The organism is Lwoffella lincolnii (assembly GCF_037201985.1).
Taxonomy (GTDB): Bacteria; Pseudomonadota; Gammaproteobacteria; order Pseudomonadales; family Moraxellaceae; genus Psychrobacter; species Psychrobacter lincolnii.
In genome coordinates this window covers 1,868,938-1,887,398 of sequence record NZ_CP147511.1, presented here as the reverse complement: position 1 = coordinate 1,887,398, position 18,461 = coordinate 1,868,938, and the positions used below count along the sequence as shown (strand labels likewise).

At 42.5% G+C, this 18,461-nt stretch carries 14 protein-coding genes; 7 read left to right on the top strand and 7 right to left on the bottom strand.

Features of this window, described 5'->3' with window-relative positions; all coding sequences use genetic code 11:
* Positions 1 to 80: 80 nt before the first annotated feature.
* Positions 81 to 1,301 (bottom strand): 5-demethoxyubiquinol-8 5-hydroxylase UbiM, encoded by a 1,221-nt coding sequence (ubiM, locus tag WDM69_RS08515; RefSeq protein ID WP_338755319.1) that lies wholly within the window; start codon positions 1,299 to 1,301, stop codon positions 81 to 83.
* A gap of 134 nt (positions 1,302 to 1,435) precedes the next feature.
* Positions 1,436 to 2,785 carry a NarK family nitrate/nitrite MFS transporter gene (locus WDM69_RS08510; RefSeq protein ID WP_338755318.1) on the bottom strand — a complete coding sequence of 450 codons (1,350 nt, stop codon included), beginning with the start codon at positions 2,783 to 2,785 and terminating at the stop codon, positions 1,436 to 1,438.
* Positions 2,786 to 3,188: 403 nt separating this feature from the next.
* Here WDM69_RS08510 and WDM69_RS08505 point away from each other — a divergent pair, with 403 nt between their 5' ends.
* Together WDM69_RS08505 and narL are read left to right on the top strand one after the other, a co-directional pair.
* Positions 3,189 to 5,144 (top strand): histidine kinase, encoded by a 1,956-nt coding sequence (locus WDM69_RS08505; RefSeq protein WP_338755317.1) that lies wholly within the window; start codon positions 3,189 to 3,191, stop codon positions 5,142 to 5,144.
* 193 nt (positions 5,145 to 5,337) lie between these two features.
* Positions 5,338 to 5,997, top strand: coding sequence for a two-component system response regulator NarL (gene narL / locus WDM69_RS08500; RefSeq protein WP_078306470.1), 660 nt, complete (start codon positions 5,338 to 5,340; stop codon positions 5,995 to 5,997).
* Positions 5,998 to 6,155: 158 nt separating this feature from the next.
* Here narL and WDM69_RS08495 read toward each other — a convergent pair whose 3' ends face one another.
* The 3 genes from WDM69_RS08495 to WDM69_RS08485 form a co-directional block, all read right to left on the bottom strand.
* The gene (locus WDM69_RS08495) at positions 6,156 to 7,646 is read right to left on the bottom strand and encodes an MFS transporter (protein WP_338755316.1); all 1,491 of its coding nucleotides are present in this window, start codon (positions 7,644 to 7,646) and stop codon (positions 6,156 to 6,158) included.
* Between the two features lie 165 nt (positions 7,647 to 7,811).
* Complete coding sequence (locus WDM69_RS08490) at positions 7,812 to 8,651, bottom strand: HesA/MoeB/ThiF family protein (protein ID WP_338755315.1); 840 nt, start codon at positions 8,649 to 8,651, stop codon at positions 7,812 to 7,814.
* Between the two features lie 237 nt (positions 8,652 to 8,888).
* A complete protein-coding gene (locus WDM69_RS08485; RefSeq protein ID WP_338755314.1) occupies positions 8,889 to 9,881 on the bottom strand; it encodes an extracellular solute-binding protein in 993 nt (330 codons plus the stop codon).
* Positions 9,882 to 10,115: 234 nt separating this feature from the next.
* Between WDM69_RS08485 and WDM69_RS08480 the strand changes: the two genes are divergently transcribed.
* The 3 genes from WDM69_RS08480 to WDM69_RS08470 all read left to right on the top strand — a co-directional run bounded on the left by WDM69_RS08480 (position 10,116) and on the right by WDM69_RS08470 (position 14,064).
* Complete coding sequence (locus tag WDM69_RS08480; RefSeq protein ID WP_078306466.1) at positions 10,116 to 11,708, top strand: ABC transporter permease; 1,593 nt, start codon at positions 10,116 to 10,118, stop codon at positions 11,706 to 11,708.
* The gene (locus WDM69_RS08475) at positions 11,705 to 12,799 is read left to right on the top strand and encodes an ABC transporter ATP-binding protein (RefSeq protein ID WP_078306465.1); all 1,095 of its coding nucleotides are present in this window, start codon (positions 11,705 to 11,707) and stop codon (positions 12,797 to 12,799) included. Before WDM69_RS08480 ends, WDM69_RS08475 begins: the two co-directional genes overlap by 4 nt.
* A 68-nt stretch (positions 12,800 to 12,867) precedes the next feature.
* Positions 12,868 to 14,064 carry an aromatic amino acid transaminase gene (locus WDM69_RS08470; RefSeq protein ID WP_078306464.1) on the top strand — a complete coding sequence of 399 codons (1,197 nt, stop codon included), beginning with the start codon at positions 12,868 to 12,870 and terminating at the stop codon, positions 14,062 to 14,064.
* Between the two features lie 112 nt (positions 14,065 to 14,176).
* Here the strand turns inward: WDM69_RS08470 and ribF are convergent, their stop codons facing one another.
* Positions 14,177 to 15,220, bottom strand: coding sequence for a riboflavin biosynthesis protein RibF (ribF, locus tag WDM69_RS08465; RefSeq protein WP_078306463.1), 1,044 nt, complete (start codon positions 15,218 to 15,220; stop codon positions 14,177 to 14,179).
* 252 nt (positions 15,221 to 15,472) lie between these two features.
* Here ribF and WDM69_RS08460 point away from each other — a divergent pair, with 252 nt between their 5' ends.
* The gene (locus WDM69_RS08460; RefSeq protein ID WP_078306482.1) at positions 15,473 to 15,994 is read left to right on the top strand and encodes a GNAT family N-acetyltransferase; all 522 of its coding nucleotides are present in this window, start codon (positions 15,473 to 15,475) and stop codon (positions 15,992 to 15,994) included.
* 39 nt (positions 15,995 to 16,033) lie between these two features.
* Here the strand turns inward: WDM69_RS08460 and WDM69_RS08455 are convergent, their stop codons facing one another.
* Complete coding sequence (locus WDM69_RS08455; protein WP_078306462.1) at positions 16,034 to 16,666, bottom strand: pilus assembly FimT family protein; 633 nt, start codon at positions 16,664 to 16,666, stop codon at positions 16,034 to 16,036.
* A gap of 458 nt (positions 16,667 to 17,124) precedes the next feature.
* On the opposite strand from WDM69_RS08455, the gene WDM69_RS08450 reads away from it, so the two are divergent.
* Positions 17,125 to 18,444, top strand: a complete 1,320-nt coding sequence (locus tag WDM69_RS08450) for an OmpA family protein (RefSeq protein ID WP_078306461.1) — start codon at positions 17,125 to 17,127, stop codon at positions 18,442 to 18,444.
* Positions 18,445 to 18,461 lie beyond the last annotated feature (17 nt).

Here is an 18,461-nt window from a genome sequence, read left to right as displayed (position 1 = left end):
GTAGTAGATAAGATGGTCAGTAAAATTCGTTGGTAAACTTTCTGTTATTAACGTTGTTGTTAACGTTGTCTGACCAAAGATTAACCAGTTAACTGTTTGGTAATCAGAGCCTTTAATGGTGTTAGGTTGTTGCTGACTCGTAAGACCATGGTACGAGCGAGTTTGGCAGGTTTATTGTCTGTTGTGAACAGCTTAACCATGGCATTGGTTCCATGATACATAGGGCGAGTAAGGAGCATGTGCTGCCGTTCATAACGACGCAATGACTCATGATTGCCGATGTCTTGTTTTAGCCTCACCGCCTTTTTGACTTGTTTTGATAAAGTATGTACGCCATGCAATCCCAGATTAAACCCATGGGCTGTTACAGGGTGCATGCCAACAGCAGCATCGCCAATCACAGCAGTGCGAGTACTGATAAAGCGATTGGCATGTACCCCAACCAATGGATAAATATGCCGACTGCTGATTAAAGTCATCTCGCCCAATTCGTTATTGGCATAACCTTGTACTTTTTTAGCAAATTGTGCATCAGATAACCCCATTAACGCATCTGCATCTTGATTTTTAACAGTAATGACGCAGTTGGTTATCGTATCGCTTAATGGCAGTAACGCCAAAGTGATGCCATAATAAAAACACTCAACTGCACGCTGATGATTTGAGTAAGTATGTGACATACGGCACACAATCATACTCCGTCCAAAATCATAACTGTCAGCAGTGATGCCTAAATGACGGCGAGTGGTAGAAAAACGACTGTCTGCCACCACCAACAATTTGCCTTCTAATGAATCATTATTATCCAAAATAACACGAACCCCATGTTCATGATTAAAGACCTTATTAACACCGTGTCCATAACGAATGTCAATATTAGGGTGACTGATGGCGACTTGATAAGCTGCCTTACGAATTAAGTGATTGGATATCAGATACCCCAAATTAGCAACAGATTGACCAAAAGGCACATTTGCCGTTGCAAAATATAATTGATAGGGAGAATGACCGTCTAACACACTGGCATCTTTTAGGGTATGAATATCTTGTGGATCAATGCGTTGCCACATACCAATGTCTTGCATGATACGCTTTGAGACATGGGTTAAAGCAATTTCTCTGCCATCATAGGCAGGGTTACTAATGATCTCTTGGTTATTTTTCTCAACAATGACGATGTTTAACCCTGTGTCAGCGATACTGCTTGCAAAGCTTAATCCTGCAGGTCCTGCTCCTACGATGATGACATCGGTTATGTTGGTTGAACCAGATTGGTTTGGTGTGTTAGGAAAAAGTGCCATAAATTCCTCTTAAGCATCATGAGTTGAGTTGATGAAGCATGAATTTTCTTTTTAGCCATAAAATCTCTTTTTAGCCATAAATTTTATTGCCAGCATGGATTATCAATCAGATGGATTATTAACCAGATGGATTGTCAACAAGGATATGCTGCCCCTTTACGGCTGTAATACCACCATGTCAATGCAATACAAATTACATAAAAAACAATCAAAGTGATGAACGTGCCATTGACCCCAAGACCTGAACCGAACATTTTAGGAATAAAAAAACCACCATAAGCTGCAAACCCGCCAGCAAAACCAACCACAGCTGCCGACTCTTTACGAGCTTCATGAATGACATTTGGGGTATTTAAGCGTTCGTGCATGGTGCGAAAAATCACAGGAATCATACGAAATGTCGAACCATTACCAATGCCTGTGGTGATAAACAGCACCATAAAGCACATAAAATAGCCCATGAAATTACCTGCTTTTAGAAAATACATCACCGCAATCACTGCCAATGTCATCACCACATAATTGAATAAAGTAACCTTTGCACCGCCCAATTTATCCGCAATCCACCCGCCCACAGGACGAAACAATGCACCCACCAAAGGCCCTAAGAACGCCACCTTTAATGGGTCAACATCTGGAAATGACTGTTTAATCACCATTGGAAATGCCGCTGAAAACCCAATAAATGAACCAAATGTGGCAAGATATAAAATACACATGATCCAATTATGCTGACGCTTAAAAATCACCGCTTGTTCTTTAAACGACGCAGACGCTCCTGCCAAATCATTCATGCCAAACCAAGCCAATACCGTCACAATCATAATGGGAATGACCCACACAAACCCAGCATTTTGTAAATACAGAACATGACCTGATTCGCTCATTTGTCCATGACCTGCCATCGCCCCAAACAGAGCAAACCCAATCACTGCTGGCACAACAAATTGCATGGTAGAAACGCCCAAGTTACCCAAACCTGCATTTAGTCCCAATGCCATGCCTTGCTGAGATTTTGGGAAAAAGAATGAAATGTTTGACATGCTTGATGAAAAATTACCACCCCCAAAACCACACAATAACGCAATGACAGCAAATACCCAAAACGGCGTATTGATGTCTTGAATGGCAATACCAAGCCATACCATGGGGATAAGTAACGACGCAGTTGAGATGGTTGTCCAACGTCTGCCACCAAAAACAGGCACCATAAATGAATAAAAAATTCGCATGGTTGCCCCAGATAATGCAGGCAAAGCCAAAAGCCACGATAATTGCGACTTATCAAAATTAAAACCAACCTCAGGCATCTTCACCACAATCACCGACCACACCACCCACACCCCAAATGCCAATAACAAAGCAGGTATCGATATCCATAAGTTGCGAGTGGCAACGGTTTTACCATGCTGTTGCCAAAACGTCTCATCTTCTGGTCGCCAGTCGGTGATTTTCACGCCACCTTTGTATGTTTGATTTGCCATGATGCCCTCTGTGAATGGGGTTGAAATTAATGGGATTGAGATTAATGGGATTGGGTAAATGGAATGAATAAGCAAATAAAGATGAATAAAAAAAATAAAGATAAAAACCCATCGGTTAATTTTTGATTTAGCAGATTACTCTATCAACAAAAGCGAGCCGTCAAAATACACAAAAAGGAGTAGGTTGCTACCACCAACCACTCAAACCAACCACCAATCCCCAATCAAACTGTCACTGTTGATGGGCATGTTAGGGCGTGTCGCCAGTGAGTGAATGGATAAATGCGAATTAACGGATAACTGCCAAATTACGATATAATCATGATTCTTATGTCGTTAAAGCATCTGTAAGACGTTAAGAAGAATAGACAATTTTGTGTTTGAATGATGAATGGATGGGTGCGTGTATAAATTTCAGCTTTCTTTACCGATGCGAGCATGGTTGGCGGTAACGGTCATTGCATTGTTGGCAATCACCACCACTGTTACAAGCGGTCTGTTATCTTGGGAGTCAGAAGGTGATGCTAGGGCAATTAACACCGCAGGCTCAATAAGAATGGCGATATATCGCTTTAATAATGAATGGTTACGGGAATTTTCTCATGCTCAATTTTCAGCTGATGAAAAAAGTTGGCTGAATCAACAATATGCTCAACACACTTTGACTTCTACCTATCCAGATGGCATTAGCTTAGATGACAGCAAGGCATTTCAACAGCTTTTAATTGAAGACATGGAACATCGCCTAACAGAATTGGCGGTTTATCAATCCAACAAATCATCTGACCAAGATGAATCACAACAGATGTTTGATGACATTCAAAAACATTGGCATCAAGTGCTTAAACCCATGATATTTGCTCAGCGTAAAGATGATTTTTATCTGTCTTCAATTCATTATGTGGTCATGGTAGATGATTATGTGGTTAAACTACAATCTTTAAATGAAAAGCGACTTGGTCATTTACAAAGCATACATGCTTTTTCTTTAATCATTACCATGATTGTCATGTTTACAGGCATGTTGCAATTACAAAAAAACATCTTAAATCCCATTAAAAACCTGATAGATGCCAATCGTGTCTTTCGTGATGACCAAAAAATTCGTGTGCATATTAAAGGCTATAAAGAATTTGAAGACTTAGCTGACAGCTTTAACGCCATGGCAGACACCATAGAAACCAACCAAAGACATCTGAACAATGAAGTCATCAGTAAAACCAAAGATTTAACTCGAGCCAATGCTGCCTTATCAATTTTGTATGAATTTGGGCAACAAATGTCCACACGCCCAGTCAAACTTGAGATGCTCAACAAACTCATTGAACAATATGCCAGTTTAATGCCCAATTATCATTTGGTGTTGTGCCTGCAATATGATATCCATGCTGAAAAAGACAACATCTCCTTACATCGTGGTGGCACACAAGACATTTGCAAAAAAATAAACTGCCAAGAGTGTTACCTAAAAAATGATGCCAACACTCGCCGTTATACCGTTGCCCATTTGGGTGAAACATTTGGCGAGTTGCAGGTTCAGCAAGTCTTGCCTAAAGAAAATGCCAAACATCACATCAATAGTGTCAGCTTATCTAAAGATGGCGTGGTGGAATCTGCGCCTACTTGGCTTGATATTAGCCCTGCTGAGAATGATTTGTTTGAAACTTTAACACACTTCATCAGCACCGCCTTATCGTTACGTCAGCAACGTCAACAACAACACCAGATTTTATTGTTAGAAGAACGCACCACCATCGCCAGAGAATTGCATGATTCTTTGGCTCAATCATTGTCTTATCTGAAAATCCAAGTCAGCATGCTAGAGCGGAAGATAGATTTTGATGATTTAAAGACCAAGCAAGTGATTGACCATGTTAAAAAAGGCCTAGACGATGCTTATCGTCAATTAAGAGAGCTTTTGGTTACATTTAGACTAAAAATTGACGGTGATAATTTTGACCACGCATTACAAATGTCAGCTGACGACTTTGCCCAAAGAGCAGGATTTCATGTCCACATAAACAACCGAGTGATGAGCATCAACCTTGAAGCAAATGAACAAATTGATTTACTGCAAATTGCTCGTGAAGCCTTATCGAACATTCATAGACATGCCAAAGCAACCCATGTGATGATTGATTTGGGCTATATAAAATCAGAAAATAAAGTCATCATGCAAATCACAGATGATGGTGTGGGTATGAATGATGACAAAATTGACCAAAGCCAACATCATGGATTGATGATTATGCACGAAAGAGTCAGAAACCTAAATGGCAAGCTGACCATCAGTGCCAATCAGCCACATGGCGTGATTGTTAAAGTTGAATTTTTACCTGCTTTTTTTATTAAACGTTAGGGCGTGTTCCTAGTTTAGAACACCAAGTTTTAATGGGCTAAAAATGCCAAAATCTGGCAAAACTGCGTTAAATTGTTTGACAATATTCCAATATTATCTGCACAATTTGCCTTGTTTTGTTGGCGATTTTATCTATTTTTAGCCACATTATCCAAATAGGGGCACGCCCTAAACAACATCATGACTGGAACTTATATTTATGACCATTTTTACCGCTCTGTTTCCTGCAAAAATCCTATTGGTCGATGACCACCCCATGCTAAGAAGAGGGCTAAAAGACCTACTGAATTTGGAAGAAGATGTGCAAGTGGTGGCAGAAGCAGAAAACGGTCAACAAGCATTAGACTACTTACAAAATCATGATGTTGATTTGATTGTGCTTGATAATAATATGCCCGTATTAACAGGCATTGAAACCTTACAAAAAATACGTCAGCAACACATCACAGGAAAAGTCATCTTATTTACTGTCTCTGATAACAGTGAAGATGTGCAAGACGCTTTAGAGTTGGGAGCAGATGGGTATTTACTAAAAGACATGGAGCCAAATGACATCATCATTGACATCAGAAAAATCCTAAAAGGAGAATTGGTCATCAGCCCAAGTCTTGCCCCAGTATTGGCAAAGGCGATGCGAAAACCTGCCAATCAAAACGTCATTTCTGAACTGACTTCAAGGGAGAGACAAGTGGTTACCATGATTGCACAGGGAATGAGTAACAAAATGATTGGTAACAAACTTGACATTGCCGAATCAACCGTCAAAGTACATGTCAAACATGTGCTTAATAAGACCCAACTTCGCTCACGAGTAGAAGTGGCAGTATGGGCAGTACAAAATCTTGATGTTTAAAAACTGATACTTAAAAAAAACTGCCAAAGATTAGGCTGACCATAAGCGGTGTTATGTCAGCGATATGATAAAAATTCCCCCACTAAGCCAAAGACTTAGTGGGGGGTAAGTTAAGGGGGGTAAGTTAATCAGTGAGTTGGCTTTATTTGTTTGGTTGCTCAGTGCATGTCCAGCCCTTCTTGCTCAGCCAAGCGTTTATCCACAGAAGACATGTGGTACTCATCACCAAATGCCCCTTTTGGCTCTTTTAACCAAATAAAGCAAAAAATCCACGAAATCAACGCCCCAATGGCAATGATAAAAAAGAACTGATTTGGCTCAACAAAGGTAAAAATAAACAAGTAAAATACCGCCCCCACATTCCCATATGCCCCTGTGATGCCAGAGATTTGCCCAGTTAGACGGCGTTTAATAGATGGAATGATGCCAAAAGTTGCCCCTTCTGCACCTTGCACAAATATTGAACAACAAATGGTGATACACACCGCAATGAACAGCGGCCAGCTTGAATTCAACAATCCCATTAAGGCAAAACCAATGCTGATGCCCAACATGTATGCCAACATCACGGTTCGACGACTGCCAACTTTATCGGATATATAGCCACCCAATGGACGTGCCCATAAATTGACAAAAGCAAAAGTAGACGCAATCAGACCAGCAGTGGTTGGGTTTAAGTCCCAAGTCGTCTGAAAAAACATGGGCAACATTGACACCACCGCAAGCTCTGCCCCAAAGTTAGCAAAATAGGTGATGTTTAAAGAAGCCACCGAGCTAAAAGGATATTTGTCATCTTCAGGAATGCCTGCTTTAATGATTGGCAAATTCACACTGATGGCTTTATAAATCTGTAATAGCACCACAACGGCAATCGCCCCATAGGCAATCATCGCCCCAACATCGCTTAAAAATCCCATGGCTTGTGTGCGATAAACCAGTACTGACAAAATGCCATACAATGGAATGATGAACAAACAATAAACCAACAAATCTTTATAAGTGGATACCTCTAACGCCCCTGCCTTGCGAGACTTTTTAAAGGTTTTGGCTGAAGGACCATCGGTAATGATGAACCAATATATCACCCCATAAATCGCCATGATAAGCCCTGATACCGCAATCGCCCATCGCCAGCCATCATCACCCCCAAAAAACTGTAATGCCACGGTTGGAATGGTGATGGCAGCAGCCGCTGAGCCAAAATTCCCCCAACCAGCATAAAACCCTTCGGCAAAACCAATGTCTTTGGGCTTAAACCACATTGATGTCATATGTATGCCCACAACAAACCCTGCCCCAACAACAGACATAAAAAGCCGTGCGACAAATAACTGTGTTGTGGTATTACCAAAAGCAAAAAACCATGTTGGAATTGCCATGACCACCATCAAAATTGAAAAAACCCGCCGTGGACCAAAGCGGTCTAACGCCATGCCCACCACAACCCGACCAGGAATGGTTAAAGCCACATTGGCAATTAAAAAAAGTTTGATGTGGTCAGGGGTAAGGTATGACTCTGTGGCAAGCATGGACGTTGCCAAAGGTGCCATATTAAACCAAACATAAAAGGTTAGGAAAAATGCAATCCACGTATAATGCAAGGCTCGAATGTCTTTGCGTTCAAGCTCAAGTAGCTCTTTTGCATGCATGATACCTCTCCTAATTAAATGAATAAAAAAATTGGTCATCACATATTTGTTTCTGGTTCACGTTTTTGTAAGTGGACTAAAACAAACCAAACATATGATGAGATTATCAAAAAACATCAATAGGAGATATCATGCCAATGGCTATAAATATTGAGTCATGTACTTCTAAAGTGGCACATCACCACCAACACCACCACAAACATCACAACTTGATTGCTTGTGGTAAGAAATGGCTTGTATCTTCATGCGTTGTCCATCGCATAATAACAACTTATTTGCCAATGGATTGATGCCACGTCCCAAAAATTGTAATGCCACATTTGCTTGTAGCTGTCCCATAAATGCAGGTGTGCTGGCCAAAACCCCTGATGTGGCACAAGTCTGTTCAATGGGTATGGTATGCCCAAAAATACAGTGATAACACCCCGTATTTTTTGCAGGCTCAAATAACGCCAATTGACCGTTCATGGCAATTGCTGATGCGGATAATAAGGGGATATTGTGCTTGACACTTAACTGGTTAAGCAGTCGGCGAGTGGCAAAATTATCGCTACAGTCTAATATGACGTCAAATCTATTGTCTGCATGGGTGGCTGAGTGGGCAAATAATTGGTGAGCCAGCCCATCATCTAATCGTTGACAAATGGCATGAATCTCAACATAAGGATTGGTTTTTTTTAAGGTAACACAAGCCGTTTGGGCTTTAGGCTTGCCGATGTCATCTGGATAAAATAAGCTTTGTCGTTGTAGATTACTCAGTTGTACCTTGTCATCATCTATCAACAGAAGATGCCCCACACCTGCCCTTACCAGAGTTTCTAAAGCAGGACACCCAAGCCCCCCCACACCAACAACCAACACATTGGCGTGTTTCAGTCGTAACTGGGCTTTTAAACCCCATTCATCAAGTAGGATTTGCCGAGCGTATAATGCCAATTCATCGTCGCTTAACTCATTGTCGCTTAACTCATCATCGTTTAACGTGGTGTTGTGCGGTTTTATCATTTACAGTTGCCCCATGGATTAAAATTACTCATGTAAAGTTACTTACAGATTAAAGCCATTCACAGATTTGGGTGGATAACAAGTGGTTAAGTCTTGTTCAATCCATTTGTAACAATGGGTTATTTTAACTTGAACTCATCACAAACAAAAAATTCAATTGTCATAAAAAAAGCCCAAATCATTTTGGGCTTTTTTTATGACGGTTGTCAGTCAAATTTAAATGAAATCACATTCAGATTATTTATAACCTGCTTTTTTCATCAATATGATGGCTTGACGTTGGTTTTGGCCTGCAACAGAGACGTTGATGATGTCTTGTTTGAATGAACCCCATTTTGCCACATGGGGGGCTGGGCTGATGCGAGGGTTGGCTGGGTATTCGTTATTTAAATCAGCAAATAAGTTCTGGGCCTCAGGGCCGCTTAGCCATTCCATGAACTTTTGGGCTTCTGCTTGATTTTTACTGTATTTCACCAACCCAATGCCTGAAACGTTGACGTGTGTGCCTTTGCCATTTTGGTTGGCAAAAAATGGCTTGACGCTGATGTTTGGTTTTTTATTCAGTAGGCGACCGTAATAATAGGTATTGGCAATGCCCACATCACAGCGACCTGCGTCAATGGCTTCTAGCATGGCGGTGTCATTAGGAAATGGGGTGGTTGCTAAATTACTGACCCAACCTTTCACCACTTTTTCGGTGGTGGCACGACCTAGGTTTTGAATCATGGTACCAACCAATGATTGGTTATAGACGTTATCTGATGTGCGTAAGCACAGTCTGCCTTGCCATTTTGGGCTTGCCAAGTCAGCATAGGTTGATAATTCAGATGGGTTGACTTTTTGTGGGTTATAAAAAATGGTTCTGGCACGTACAGACATGCCAAACCAGCGGTTTTTAGGGTCTTGAAATTGTGCTGGGATATTGGCTTCTAATACTTTTGAGTTGACTGGTTTTAAGATGCCAGTTTGAGCCGCTTGCCAAAGGTTACCACCATCGACGGTGATTAAAAGATCGGCAGGGGTGTTACTGCCTTCAGCTTGTAGCTTTTGAATCAGTGGGCCTGCTTTGTCGTTGACCAACTTAATGTTGACCCCTGTTTTTTGTTCGTACTTTTCCACAATTGGCTTAAGTAGGGTGTCGGCACGAGCAGAGTACAATACCAATTCGGTGGCAAAAGCAGGGGTTAATGTGCCCAATGTGCAAATGGCAAGTAGTATTTTCTTTAACATCACTGTCTCCTTGATGGATAAAAATGCGTGTCATCACAAAGGGTTTTGTTTTGTAATGAGCTTGCGTGGTTTAAGATAAAGATTTTACTTAAATTTAAGCTAGTATATAATAACTCATACTGATGAACAATAATAATTATCATTCATTTTTATATTGTGATTTTTTGTGTCTGAACGTTTGTGTCTGAATGAAAGACAATAATGAAAGATAATAAAGATTAGGTTTGATGAGTTATGCGTGTATTACCCAAAGTGTGGTTATTGCTATGTATGGCGTTGGTGCTGATGCCATTGTCAGTCATTATGCTGGCATTTGGTGAGTTTGACCAGGAGATTTGGGGGTTTTTACTCGATTATCAGTTGCCGTTGTTGGTGAAAAATACCCTAATACTGCTATTAATGACAGCAGTCGGTGTGTTGCTGGTGGGAGTGAGTACCGCTTGGCTGACGGCAATGTATCGTTTTCCACTTCGTGGGGTGCTGTTTTGGGCGATGATGTTGCCATTAACCGTACCTGCGTATGTGCTGGCATTTGTGCAGGTGGGCATGTTTGATTACACAGGGGCGATAAGTACCTATCTGCGTCAAGCACATGGGTTTGAGCAGGGGTTGCCTGATGTGCGTAACATTTGGGGCTTATCGGTGGTGATGATTTTGACCTTTTATCCTTATGTGTATTTGCTTGCTCGCAATGCGTTTTTGAGCATGGGGCAGCAGTCTTTAGAGGTCGGTGCGTCTTTGGGTTTGTCGCCCAAACAGTCGGCGATGAAGATTGCCTTACCGATGGCTCGTCCGTGGGTGCTGGGTGGGTTGATGCTTGCGTTGATGGAAGTGTTGGCGGATTTTGGTGCGGTGTCTATCTTTGGGGTGGAGACGTTTACCACAGCGATTTATCAGGCGTGGTATGGTTTTTTTTCTATTGAGACTGCCAAGCAGTTGGCATCGCTGTTGATTGTGTTTGTATTTGCGTTGATGTTTTTGGAGCAGGTGACTCGTGGTGGGCAACGTTTTGCCATTGATAAGTCGGTACAGGCAAGCATTAAGCCATTACAGGGAACAAAGGCATGGCTTGCCACTTTGTATTGTGTGCTTGTGCTGACTTTGGGGTTTTTATTGCCTTTGGGTCAGTTGGTGGTGTGGGCGGTGGCAGATTGGCAATGGCAATCATTGCACGCTTTATTGAACCCAATGTGGCATTCGGTGCTGATTGGTCTGATGGGAGCAGGATTAACGGCAGTGGTGGCGTTGTTATTGGTAATGGCAAAGCGAACGGATAACAGCCGTTTTGCCCAAGTGGCGACTCGTGTGGCGACGTTGGGTTATGCCATTCCAGGGGCGATTTTAGCGTTGGGTGTGTTTGTGCCTGTGGCAGGACTGGATAATTGGTTGATTGAGCGGTTGTCTTTGTCAGAGGATATGACAGGAATTTTTAAAGGAACACTGCTTGTGATGCTTGTGGCGTATGTCATTCGCTTTTTGGCATTGGCGGTGTCAAGTGTGGAGAGTGGTTTTGAGCGTATTTTGCCAAGCATGACTGAATCAGCGGTGAGTCTTGGCGTGGTTGGTCATCGATTGATTACCAAGGTGTATTTGCCGCTGTTAAAAGGCTCTTTGGGCATTGCCCTGCTGATGGTGTTTGTGGACATCATGAAAGAGATGCCAATCACACTGATGACTCGCCCTTATGATTGGGATACGTTGGCAGTGCGGATTTATGCGTATACCATGGAAGGGCAGTTTAACGAAGCATCTTTGCCTGCGTTGGTGATTGTGTTGGCAGGTTTGGTGCCTGTGATTGTGTTTGCAAAAGCGGAGTATCGTTCATGAGTTTATCAGTCAAACATCTTGCCTTGGCATATGGGCAAAAACAAGTGCTGTCTGATGTCAGTTTTGAATTACAAGCAGGTGAGATTGCTTGTCTACTAGGGCAATCAGGCTGTGGTAAAACCAGTGCATTACGGTGTATGGCAGGTTTTGAAACACCCACCCAAGGCGACATTCATCTTAATGGTAAGGTGTTGTTTAGCCACACCCCCAGTCAGTCGGTGTCTGTCCCTGCCCACTTGCGTGGGATTGGTGTGGTGTTCCAAAATTATGCCCTATTTCCACATTTGACCGTGGCGGATAATGTGGGTTTTGGCTTGCATCAGCTTAGCAAAGCCGATAGGCAGACACGCATTGCTGAGCTTTTGGATTTTATCGGTTTAGACACTTACCATAACCGTTACCCACATGAGCTGTCAGGTGGACAACAACAACGTGTGGCACTTGCCAGAGCCTTAGCTCCTAAGCCACAACTGATTTTGCTAGATGAACCGTTTTCCAGTCTTGACGCTGAGCTAAGAACCAGCCTTGCCAAAGAAGTGCGAGAGCTGTTAAAGCAACAAGACACTCAAGCCATCATGGTCACGCATGACCAACAAGAAGCCTTTGCCATGGCGGATAAGGTGGGGCTGATAGCCGATGGTGTGCTACAACAATGGGCAACTCCCAGTGAGTTATATCATCAACCCAAGACACAGATTGTGGCACAGTTTATCGGTCAAGGGTCTTGGCTTAATGCCACACCAATCAGTGGCAATGATGCAAGCACCAGCTATCAAACTGTCCTAGGCAAACTTGGTTCGCAATATCCTTATTTTACCGATACAGAACAAGGCAAAACAGAACAAACAGGCAAATTGCTCTTACGTCCAGAAATGCTAGAAGTGGTCAATATTGCTGACGGTGTTGCTCATCATGCCCACACCACCACCGCCACGGTAGTAGACACTGAGTTTAAAGGGGCGTATCATCTTTGTCAGCTTAAACTGGGCAACCAAGAGATGGTCTATGCCCACATTGTTGCGACGGCTGATGGGTCTTGGCCGATACCACAAATGGGCGATAAGGTCGGGGTTAAGGTTTTATCATCATAAAAAACAGCCGTTGATTTCAATGTTAAACTGATTTATATTTTTTTAGCCATTAAGTTCAAGGAGATACCATGTTTAAAAATGTCGATTTTTATGCAGGCGACCCCATTTTGGGGTTGATGGAACAATTCAAAAATGACACCAAAGCGGATAAAGTGAATCTTGGTGTGGGCGTGTACTACACTCAAGACGGTAAATTACCCGTCCTAGAATGCGTCAAAACCGCTGAAAAACGCCTTGCTGACCCCGTACAACCACGCCCTTACTTGCCAATGGCAGGGCTGGCTGGGTATCGCAAAGCATGTCAAAATCTGTTGTTTGGTAAAGATGCTCAAGTGCTACAAGAACAGCGTGTCGCCACCATCGCCACCATTGGCGGTTCAGGAGCATTAAAAGTGGGAGCGGAGTTTTTGCATCAATGGTTTCCCCATGCCAAATGCCATGTCAGCGACCCCACATGGGGTAACCACATTGCCATCTTTGAAGGCAGTAACATCGAAGTTCATAAATACCCCTATTACGACAAAGCCACCAGCAGTGTCAAATTTGACGATATGATTGCTTATCTACAAAACTTGGATAAAGATGACATCATTTTATTGCATCCATGCTGTCATAACCCAACAGGGCGTGATTTGACACAAGAGCAATGGAATACCGTACTAGAAGTCATCAAGCAGCGTGGGCTGATTGCTTTTATGGACATTGCTTATCAAGGTTTTGGCACAGACATGGACAGTGACGCTTATGCCATTCGCAAAGCGGTGGACATGGGCATGACGCTTATCGTCAGTAACTCATTTTCTAAAAACTTATCGCTTTATGGTGAGCGAGTGGGTGGTCTGTCAGTGGTTTGCCCCACCGCTGATGAAGCCGAACGAGTGTTTGGCCAACTACAATTTACCGTGCGTCGCATCTATTCAAGCCCGCCATCACATGGTGGACATGTCGTTGACATCGTCATGAATGATGATGAATTATATCAACAATGGCTGGGTGAAGTTTATGACATGCGTGATCGCATCAAACAGATGCGACAAAAACTCAAAGCCACGTTAGAAGCCAAAATTCCTGAGCAGAACTTTGACTATCTCACCGAGCAAAACGGCATGTTTAGCTTTACAGGACTCACTCCCAAACAAGTCGAACGCCTACAAAAAGACTTTGGCATTTATATGGTCAGTAACTCTCGCATGTGTGTGGCAGGCTTAAACACCAACAACATCGACTATGTGGCAAATGCCATGGCAGACGTATTAAAAAGCTAAGGTTATATTTGTCAAAAATAGCCATCTATCATAAAAAACCATAAAAAATCCATCATAAAAGCCACGTTTAACGTGGCTTGATGTGACGTTAAAAACTGAAGTTAAAAACGCATCAACGCAACCTTTCATGCCATGCTGGCCCTTCACGCCATGCCAACAAAGCGTGTACATCTGCATCAATCCCAGCCTTTAACGCATCAAGCGATGAATAACGTCTCTCCCCATGCAAAAAATGCAAAAAAGTAACCAGTAACTCTTGTCCATATAAATCACCATCAAACTTAGGAAAATGCACCTCCAGTCGCCATTGATATTGTTGGTTAAGCGTTGGGCGAGTGCCAACATTGCATGCACCAAACAAACTGCCTTTACTCAAACCCACCAGCCCAGTACTGCCGTGTTTGCCTAGGCTTGATAAATCCGTACCATCGGTTGCCCTCACAGACACACCAAACACACCATGCACCGCAGGTTTTAGCCGATTTAAGGCAATATTGGCGGTGGGGAAGTTCAATGTCCGCCCGATTTTATCCCCATCGGTTACCGTCCCTAACATAAAATATTCATGCCCAAGCAGTGCATGGGCATGGTCTAACTGACCCTTTGCCAAACACGCTCTAATGTGGGTTGAGCTGATTCGGTTATCGTTATTCATGTCTTTAATGGTTTGTAAATTATTGACAACAAAGCCAAACGCACGTAAAAATTCACTGTCTCCTGTGCGGTCATGTCCAAACCTAAAATCATCACCCAACACCAAAATTTTGACATTCAGTTGTTTAAGCAGAATCTGAGCAAACTCATTGGCAGACAACGAACGAAATGCATCATCAAACCCTGCCACAATCAAATAATCCAATCCCTTGCCATTGTGTTGCAAGTTCGATAGTAACTGTTGTTTTTCTGCCAAATTGGTCAAACGAGCAGGGGCATTGCTGGGTGAAAAAAACTCTCTGGGTTGTGGCTCAAACACCATCACCGCACTGGCAAGACCCTGTGAGTTTGCCGTATCGAGTACTTGATAAATCATGGTCTGATGCCCCAAATGCACCCCATCAAAATTACCAATGGTCAGCACACAAGGCAGTGGCAATGACGGTAGTGATTGAGCAGATTGGTTGCTGGCTAATAAGTCGGATAATAGTAAGATTTGCATGTGGGTATCATGTGGCTATACAGTGTGAGATTATGGGGTAAGATTGTAGGGTGAGATGACAGTATGACATTGGTTATGACAAAAATATGGCGTATTATAGGCTATTTTTCCCAACATACCCAACTTAACACAAACAACATGCCATTATCTAAAAACATGCCATCGTCCAAAAATACAAACAATTGCTTATATCACTGGCAAACTGGTTTATCTGATCAATCATCAACTAAGTCTGGTCAACCACCAAATAAGATGGGTATTTTTTTACCATCTATCGATGACCTTACCGACATTGTCGCCATCTATAACATGGCTGTTCCCAGCAAATCAATCACCGCAGACTTAACCCCAATCCGTACCAACATGCGTACCGCTTGGTTTCATGAGCATTTGCACAATCCTAAGCGTCCTATTTATGTGCTTAAGCAATTAGATAATGGCGTTGATGGGGGTAAAGGGCGTTTGGTAGGGTGGGGCAGTTTTAGCGATTTGTATGCTCGTCCTGCTTATCACATCAGCAGTGAAATTAGCCTTTATCTGCACCCTGATTATCAACAAAACGGCATCGGTCGTACCTTATTGACGTGGATGTTACAGCAAGCTTCTGGACTTGGCATCAAAAACGTGGTGGCACTGATTTTTGCTCACAATCAGCCAAGTTTGGCGTTATTTAAACGGCTTGAGTTTGTACAATGGGGGTATATGCCACAAGTATGCGATATGGACGGATTTTTGGCAGATGTGGTGATGCTGGCAAAACAAACACAGACATAAACGCAGACATCAATACCAATAAACAGCAGAACACATCAACTAACAATCTAACGCATATTGGGGAGCGGTCTTATAACGCACAATGCCTTGCGTGTTAAACGAAATCTGATAATGGTTGTCATTAAAAGCAGTATTTGAGCAATAACTGACATGTCCAATATGACCTCTAGGTAAACCCGTATCCCCCCAAAACTTGGCGTAATGCTTCCCCAATGATACCCGAAACATCACATGGCCGTATTTTAAGCCCAAATGATGCTGTTCAATCACACGGTCTTGATGAACATCAAATTGGTTATCACGGTTCATGTCATCAAACAACAGCAACGCATGCTGTCCATCACGATGACAAGCTCCACTGTCATCTAATATGCAAACAAACACATTTTTTCGTGTGGTAAAGCTATTAACTTTTGCACTTGATAATGACGTGCTGATCAGATTTGCCACACGCCGAGCTTCCATATTGGCAAGCTGGCGCATAAAAGAAGGATACGCAATCACCGCCACCAATGCCAAAATCACCACCGTTACCATCATCTCAATTAAAGTAAAGCCTTGAATGGGGTTGATAAGGGTTAATGGGCTTGTACGCTTAGACTGTCTATGACTAAATGGCTTGGGTGAGTGTGGTTTTTGATACTGTGGCTTATGATTGAGCATGGAAGACATGAGAACGTGATGTTCTTGTTATTTATCGAAATCTCACATTATTGAAGTCAAGCTAATACAATAATAGCAAGATATCACCCAATATGTAAACGAAACAGTGGTATTTATATAAAAAATTCGTTACTATTTGTATGCCGATGCTCAAAAATAAGCCAATTTTGCTACAATGGATTTAAAATTTCAGATAAATGCAAGGCTGTTTGTCTTATCAAGTACACTGTTTGTGCTTGTCAGCATATTATAATTCAGTATATTATAATAATGTAATTATCTGTACCCTTACTTCACAAAGTGTTGTATTCTGTGCTTATTAAGGCTAAACTTTAGCCGTTGTGTCATCTCTCAAGAGATTGTTTGCCATCAGTCACTAAAACTTGCTAAAACTTAGTAACCTAAGATTTGGTAACACTTAGTCATGATGAATGATGATCTGATTTAATCTAATTTGGAGGAATTCCATGAAATTCAATAAAATCGCAATGGCTGTTTTGGCGGCATCTGCCGTTCCTTTAGCAGCTCAAGCTGGTGTGACTGTTACTCCACAGGTTGGTTACCACTATGCCAATCAAGCTCATAAAGAGCAACGCAAAATATTTAACACAGGTAAAGATTTAAAACCACAACAATCGGATTCAACCCCAAATGGTGGCATTGCTCAACAAAGTGGATTATACACTGGAGTGGCACTAGGTGTTGAGCTGACTCCATCTACCCAATTCCAAGTAGAATACGGTGTTAGCAATACTGAAGGTCGAGCTTCTAAAGAATCAGCAAAAACTCCTGAAAATCGTTTTGATGTTGAACAACAAACTTTATCTGGTAACCTTTTAATTGGTACAGAACAGTTTACTGGCGTGACTGACAGCCCATTTAAGCCATACGTGTTGGTGGGTGCTGGTCAATCTAAAATTTCTGTAGAAAATCAAAAAGCTTATAACACAGGTACAAATCAAGCCACACAAACTGGCAAAAATGGAAATATTACTGCTGGTACTGAAGTTGCCGAATCTAAAGACACCATCGGTAACCTAGGTCTTGGTGCAATGTATCGTGTTAATGATGCTTTAAGCCTACGTGGTGAAGCTCGTGCCATCCACAACTTTGATAATAACTGGTGGGAAGGCATGGCATTGGCAGGTGTTGAAGTGGTTTTGGGTGGTCATTTAGGTGCTGCTGTTCCTGATGCTCCTGTTGCCGAACCTGTTCCAGTCACTCCTGTCGATCCAGTAGTACCAGTAGTGCCTGTTGCACCAGTGGTTGTTGTGGAAGAGCCAGTGGACATCGACTCTGACGGTGATGGTGTGGTTGACAGACTTGATGCTTGCCCTGGCACACCACGTAACTTGGTTGTTGATGCCCGTGGTTGTCCGATTGAAGTGCCAGTTGCTGACGAATTGAACATGGAGCTTCGTGTGTTCTTTGATAATGATAAGTCGGTCATCAAGCCACAATTCCGCCCAGAAGTTGCCAAAGTGGCAGAAAAAATGGGTGAATATCCAAACGCAACCGCACGCATTGAAGGTCATGCTTCTAAGACAGGTCCTTCTGCTGCTTACAACCAACGTCTGTCAGAAGCTCGTGCTGTCGCTGTTAAGTCAATGCTTGTCAATGAATTCGGCGTTGCACCTAACCGCATGAGTACAGTTGGTTATGGCTATGATCGCCCAATCGCTCCTAACGACACTGAAGAAGGTCGCGCCATGAACCGTCGTGTTTATGCTGTCATCAGTGGCGATAAGACAGTGACCGTACAACAAACCAAAGATATGATTCAGTAATGGTTTGGTCTTGGTTC